The following is a 5,932-nucleotide window of genomic DNA, read 5'->3' as shown; positions in this document are numbered from 1 at the left end:
TTAAGCATTTTTTCTCTTCTCTCTGTTTCCTCTGCGCCTCTGCGGTAGCCTTCGGCAAGCCGCTTTGCGTCTACGTTAAAAAAGTTGACTTTGACAAAGAGTTTTAGCCTTAACTGAACCGTATTGTAACCGAACCCTATTGCATTGGCATAACAGGTCGATGCATTGGCATAACAGGTCGATGCATTGGCATAACAGGTCGATGCATTGGCATAGCAGGTCGATGCATTGGCATAACAGGTCGATGCATTGGCATTGCAAGTCGATGCATTGGCATTACAGGTCAAGACGTGGGACAGCTTTAGAAAACTTTTGCGTACACCGTAAGCCTTGCTTGGGAGAGGGATTTAGATTCAGGAGTGCTGATTGCTGAGTAACCCCATAGATAAATCTAGAGGATTGAAGTAAGGACGCATTAAATATACGCTACGCATCTCGAAATAAATCTTTTTTTGTTTTTCCATACCGCATGTTGGGGCTTCAGACACTCGTTAGCTGAGTGCAATTATTACTTTTTTTACTCAGCACTCGTTACTCAGCACTCAGCACTGTTTTGGTGAGGGTTTCGATTCATACAAAAAGTCTATTGAAAAGATACCTCGTATTTGCCTCCACGTTCCAGGGCGCGTTTGTAAGCAGGTCGTCCATGAATGCGTTCGACAAATTCTTTGAGCTTTGGTCGTTTCTTGACCTCTTCGGGAAGCGCAGCGACTATTTCTAGGGGAAAGCTCATTTGGATATCGGCGGCGGTAAATTCATTGCCTACAAACCACGCATTTTTACGGAGTTCGTCTTCTATGTAGTCAAAGTGAAGTTTAATCTGGGGCGCGACAAATCCGCTAACCACGCTGCTGTCGCCTGCCCCAAAATTGTTCAATATCACCCGCATTACCAGTGGTGGCATTGCCGAGCCTTCGGCGTAATGCAGCCAATACTTATAGCGCAGATACTCTGGCGTACCGGATGCTGGGGCTAGCCGACCATTACCATAGCGCTCGACTAGGTATTCGATAATTGCACCCGACTCAGCGATCGCCAAGTCTGCATCTGTAATTACTGGTGATTTGCCGAGGGGATGGACTTGGCGTAGCGACTCCGGTGCCATCATTGTCTTGGCATCGCGTTCATAGAATTTGATCTCGTATTCGATACCTAATTCTTCAAGCAGCCACAGCACCCGCTGCGATCGCGAGTTGTTAAGATGATGCACAACTATCATAAAACGTTCCTCTTGTGGTAGCCGATTATTATCCGATCTCAGCTAATCTCCAACTGTATTATTAAACAGACGTTTCCAGCCTAACTCCCCTAATTGGGTGGTTTTCTGGTTTCTAATTGGTATAAGTTTGAGTTAGTCGGTTGGAGAAACTGGTGCATCTGCTTTTGCAAAAAGTGACGATAGACACACAGCCAATAATCGAAATAGTTGCTGCATAAAAACCTAATTTGTTTCATTTATGGCTTTAGTCATTGCTGGGGAACGTAGTGGGGTGGGTAAGACAACAGTCACGCTCACCCTTTTAGCATCTTTACGCCGTCGCGATCGCTTGGTGCAATCTTTTAAGGTGGGGCCAGACTACATCGATCCGATGTTTCATCAACACGTAACTGGTCGTGCTTGTCGCAATTTAGACCCTGTATTGACTTCTGAAGTCTACGTTCAGCAATGTTTTGCCCGTCATAGTCAACTGAGTGAATATGCCCTCGTGGAAGGGGTAATGGGGTTGTTTGATGGAATTTCGTCATTAGTCATTGGTCATTCGTCATTTGCAAAGGACAAAGGACAAATGACAAATGACAAAGAACAAATTACTGACTTTGCCAGTACGGCACACATTGCACGGCTTTTAGACTTACCTGTGGTGTTAGTGATTGATTGCAGTCGTTTATCTGGTTCTGTGGCTGCGATCGCGCACGGCTATCGATCTTTTGATCCCCGAATTAAAATAGCTGGGGTAGTATTAAATCGTGTGGGAAGCGATCGCCATCTCTCTCTGCTCAAAGATTCTCTAGAACCCTTACAATTACCCATTCTCGGCGTCATGCGGCGTCAAGATAATATCACAATTCCTGATCGCCACTTGGGTTTAGTACCCACAGCCGAACTTCCCGAACTCAATGCTTTAATCGATCGCCTTGCCGATTTAGGAGATACTTGCTTCGATTGGCAACGCTTATTACCTTTGTTAAAATCAGAACCCCTTTCTCCCTCTACTTCATCCTCCTTATCTGCCTCATTCCCAGTTAGGATTGCAGTAGCCCGCGATCGCGCGTTTAATTTTTACTACCAAGACAATCTCGATTTGCTGCAAGAACTTGGTGCAGAATTAGTTTTCTGGAGTCCCTTAGAAGATACTGATATACCAAAAGATATCCAGGGAATGTATTTTGGCGGTGGTTTCCCGGAAGTTTTTGCCCAGCAACTAGCACAAAATTCTAGCGTTCGTGATGCAGTGAAAACGGCAATACTTAAAGGAATGCCTACGGTTGCCGAATGCGGAGGATTGATGTATTTGTGCGAGCAAATTATTGATTTTGAAGGTAAATCTTGGTCAATGGCGGGAGTGCTACCAACATCTGCTGTGATGGGTGGACGTTTAACTTTGGGCTATCGTCGTGCTGTAGCTTTGCAAGATAATTTGTTAGTTAAGGCAAATACAACTGTTTACGGACATGAGTTTCATCGTTCCCATTTAACCTTAACTTCCACTCAGCCCCTCTTTGAAACTTCTCGCTACGATTGTGAAGAAAATATGGGATGCGAAGGATGGGGTTTACCTGCAAATATTCATGCTTCTTATGTTCATCTGCATTGGGGAGAAAGTAGAGAAATTCCCCAGCAGTTTCTTAAAGAATGTCTAAAAGTAGCATCTTCAGGAACGTGGATTTAAGCCAATACAGTTCAGATAACCCCAAAACCCTCATGTAGAGACGCGATAAATCGCGTCTTGATTTCAATACGGTTCAGTTAAGGCTAAAACCCTTTGTGAAATCAATTTTTTAACGAACCACAGAGGCGCAGAGAACCCAGAGAGAAGGAAAAAATGCTTAACTGAACTGTATTGGTCTTGATTTATCGCGGAGTATGGGGACAAATGAGAAACAAAAAGGCAGTGAGATAATTCACCGCCTCCTCTTGGATCAACTTATAACTCGATGTTAGTTTTGGACTTCAACCCAACGGCGGTAAAGCTTTTGAATTTGTTTGAGAAGCGCAGTATGAGCTGGTTGATTTGACTCATTCGGCTTCGCCATATCCTGCAATTGCGTCAGGAGTCTGGCTTCTTCGACAGCAACTTCACCATCGCTATAAATTAAGCCACTGATGGCTTCAATCAGATTTTCGCAATCTTCAAGACTGGGGCGATCGCCTAGATACTCCCGCACCCAGTCGTAGCATTCTTTTGGCTGCACAGGAACTAATTCGTACAGCCAAGGCTTAATTTCTGGATCGTTAGCTAAACCTTTTGCTTGAGCTATTTCGCGGAGATATTGCCGTTCTTCTGGCTGGATTCTGCCATCAATCCAGGCTGCTCCAATCAGGATTTTAACTAAGTTTTTGACATTGGAAGGGGAAACCATTGCTGCCTCCTCTGGTAGATTCAGGCCTCCACCAAATCGTACAATCCCAAACAGTATTCATTCGGAATTATTGGTTTTTCTTAAGCGCACCATAAAAAAACCATCCATATCCTGTCGATGGGGCCAAAGTTTAAACCAACCTTGAGGTGTACTCTCGGTAGAATCAGGTAACTCAACGTCAATAGGAGACTCAATTTGCCACTGAGGTGAATCAGCTAAAAACGCCGAAACTACTTCTTCATTTTCTGCTGGATGCAATGTACAGGTTGCATAAACTAGTACACCACCAGGTTTGACAAAAGTTGATGTATGTGTCAACAATTCTCGTTGCAGTACCGAAAGTTCTCGGACGGATTCTGGTGTCTGTCGCCAACGCGCATCAGCATGACGGTGCATAGTTCCTAAACCAGAACATGGAGCATCGAGTAATACCCGGTCTGCGGTGTTTTTAAATTGATTGAAGTGGCGGCTGTCACCAGTGCAAATTTGAATAGATTGTAAATTTAGCCGTTGAGAATTTTCTTGGAGTTTGCGAAGACGAGAAGGAGTGCGATCGCAAGCCCAAATTTTACCCTCATCTGCCATTAACTCAGCAATGTGGGTTGTTTTCCCCCCTGGTGCTGCACAGGCATCAATCACCACCTCACCTGGTTGGGGGTCGAGCAAATGACCTACCAATTGAGCGCTAGCATCTTGTACAGTCCACCAACCTTCTTTAAAACCCGGTAGTTTTTGAATTGACCCAGTATTACCAACAAATCGTAAAGCTTGGGGTAAATGAGGAATCCGTCTCACCAAAATACCGACAGATTGCAAAGCCGCCTCAACTTCTTCGATGGAAGTGCGAAGTGGGTTGATGCGTAAGTCGATTGTTGGTGATTGGTTCATCCATTCACACAGTTGTTCTGTCTCAGTCAAACCCAATTGCTCTAACCAAACTTGAATAATCCAGTCAGGAAAACTGTGTAAAATACCCAAGCGTTCCACCTGACTTTTCACATAATTTGGAAAAGTTAGCGCGAAACCTAACCCCCCAGCCCCCTTCCCTACTAGGGAAGGGGGAGAATTCAAAGCCTCTCCCCTAAAAGGGGAGAGGTTTGGAGAGAGGTTTTCCAGATGCGGTGAAAAGTCAGAGAATTCTACTGGATTTTCTGGAAGTTGTAACGGATCGCCCTTTATCTTCTCTGCAAGGCGGATGTATTGTCGTAATAAACCGTTAACAAAACCCGTAAGTCCAGAAAAACCGTTTTCTTTAGCGAGTTGGACGGTGGTATTAACAGCAGCTGAGGCGGGAATACGCTCTTGATAACGCAGCTGGTAAAAGCCTAGATGTAAGATAGTGCGGAGGTCTTGTGGTTGTTGATGAGATTTCTTTTTAGCGAGTTGATCGATGAGAGTATCGAGAGTGCGTTGCCTTCTGACGCTCCCATAAACCAATTCTGTCACCAAGCGGCGATCGCAATCAGGCAAATTAACTTTTTGCAGTACTCTATCTAGGGCAACATCAACATAAGCCCCCTTATGAACATCTCGTAGGGCGATAAAAGCTAATTGACGGGGGTTTGTCATGAAAACACGATTCAGGAGTCAGGAGGCTTTTGTATTCTAACTCCCAACTCTGCCAATTTTAGATTTCAAATTTTGGATTTTGGATTGAAGTAAAAATCTAAAATCTAAAATCCAAAATTGAATAACTCCTAACTCTCCTATCAAGACATATATGGGTCTACACTGGCGATTTCAAACTCACACGCTCTAGAAACCTGTTCTGCTGGTAATTTCCCAAAGCTGATTAATGGTAAATATGTGTGGTTTGCCATCAGTTCTTTTGCTAATAAGAACCCAGTGATTGTCCAAGTTTGATATTTCCTAGCTTGTTTCCCAATCAGTCGCCCTTTTTTCCCATCATAATACTCTGGCCATTCATCTGTACTAAGGCGTCCTTGGGCAGTTTGAATCGCCTTTTGTGCAAGATTTGTTCTATTAGTTTTTACAGCCGCCGCCGCCAACATCCACATTAAAACAGGCCAACTACCAGCATTATGATACGACCAAGGTATATTTTTGGGGTCACATCCAGTCACAATTCTGTATTCTTCATGTTCTAAAGCTGGGAAACAAATTTTCATTGGCATATCTCCCACCAAATCATCCCATCGTTCTTCAATGAGAGTCATAATCGCTTGTGACTGTTCTTCGGTAGCTAAGTCTGAAATGATTGCCATTAAATTTCCGAGTGAAAAGAAGCGAGTATCTAGCTGCGACGGGCCAACATTACCTGCTAGATAACCACCTTTTTTTGGTAGCCACTTATCTAATTCATAATAGGGAACAGAATCTACATATATAT

6 protein-coding genes are annotated in these 5,932 nt (G+C 43.9%); 1 reads left to right on the top strand and 5 read right to left on the bottom strand.

From position 1 onward, the window contains the following. Both IQ229_RS23870 and IQ229_RS09960 read right to left on the bottom strand, forming a co-directional pair. Window positions 1-287 (bottom strand): hypothetical protein (locus IQ229_RS23870; RefSeq protein ID WP_228013354.1); only part of this gene is annotated, 287 nt, incomplete at its 3' end. A 296-nt stretch (window positions 288-583) separates the two neighbouring features. Further along, entirely contained in the window at window positions 584-1,219 is a 636-nt protein-coding gene (locus IQ229_RS09960) for a glutathione S-transferase family protein (RefSeq protein WP_194043295.1), read from the bottom strand. Between the two features lie 238 nt (window positions 1,220-1,457). Here IQ229_RS09960 and IQ229_RS09955 point away from each other — a divergent pair, with 238 nt between their 5' ends. Further along, window positions 1,458-2,891 (top strand): cobyrinate a,c-diamide synthase, encoded by a 1,434-nt coding sequence (locus IQ229_RS09955; RefSeq protein ID WP_194043293.1) that lies wholly within the window; start codon window positions 1,458-1,460, stop codon window positions 2,889-2,891. A 268-nt stretch (window positions 2,892-3,159) separates the two neighbouring features. Here IQ229_RS09955 and IQ229_RS09950 read toward each other — a convergent pair whose 3' ends face one another. The 3 genes from IQ229_RS09950 to IQ229_RS09940 form a co-directional block, all read right to left on the bottom strand. Then, the gene (locus tag IQ229_RS09950; protein WP_194043291.1) at window positions 3,160-3,582 is read right to left on the bottom strand and encodes a tellurite resistance TerB family protein; all 423 of its coding nucleotides are present in this window, start codon (window positions 3,580-3,582) and stop codon (window positions 3,160-3,162) included. Between the two features lie 57 nt (window positions 3,583-3,639). Continuing rightward, complete coding sequence (gene rsmB, locus IQ229_RS09945; RefSeq protein WP_194043289.1) at window positions 3,640-5,151, bottom strand: 16S rRNA (cytosine(967)-C(5))-methyltransferase RsmB; 1,512 nt, start codon at window positions 5,149-5,151, stop codon at window positions 3,640-3,642. A 140-nt stretch (window positions 5,152-5,291) separates the two neighbouring features. Then, on the bottom strand, window positions 5,292-5,932 hold a 641-nt coding region (locus tag IQ229_RS09940; protein ID WP_228013353.1), incomplete at its 5' end, for a glycoside hydrolase 100 family protein.

Source organism: Nostoc cf. edaphicum LEGE 07299 (assembly GCF_015207245.1).
GTDB classification, from domain to species: domain Bacteria; phylum Cyanobacteriota; class Cyanobacteriia; order Cyanobacteriales; family Nostocaceae; genus Nostoc; species Nostoc edaphicum_B.
Note: the sequence above shows the minus strand (reverse complement) of the source record. Positions and strands in the feature narration are given on the sequence as shown.

Bases quoted from the DNA above. Each gene is read 5' to 3' on its own strand.
- IQ229_RS09960 (WP_194043295.1), bottom strand. From the start codon at position 1,219: ATGATAGTTGTGCATCATCTTAACAACTCGCGATCGCAGCGGGTGCTG.
- IQ229_RS09955 (WP_194043293.1), top strand. From the start codon at position 1,458: ATGGCTTTAGTCATTGCTGGGGAACGTAGTGGGGTGGGTAAGACAACA.
- IQ229_RS09950 (WP_194043291.1), bottom strand. From the start codon at position 3,582: ATGGTTTCCCCTTCCAATGTCAAAAACTTAGTTAAAATCCTGATTGGA.
- rsmB (WP_194043289.1), bottom strand. From the start codon at position 5,151: ATGACAAACCCCCGTCAATTAGCTTTTATCGCCCTACGAGATGTTCAT.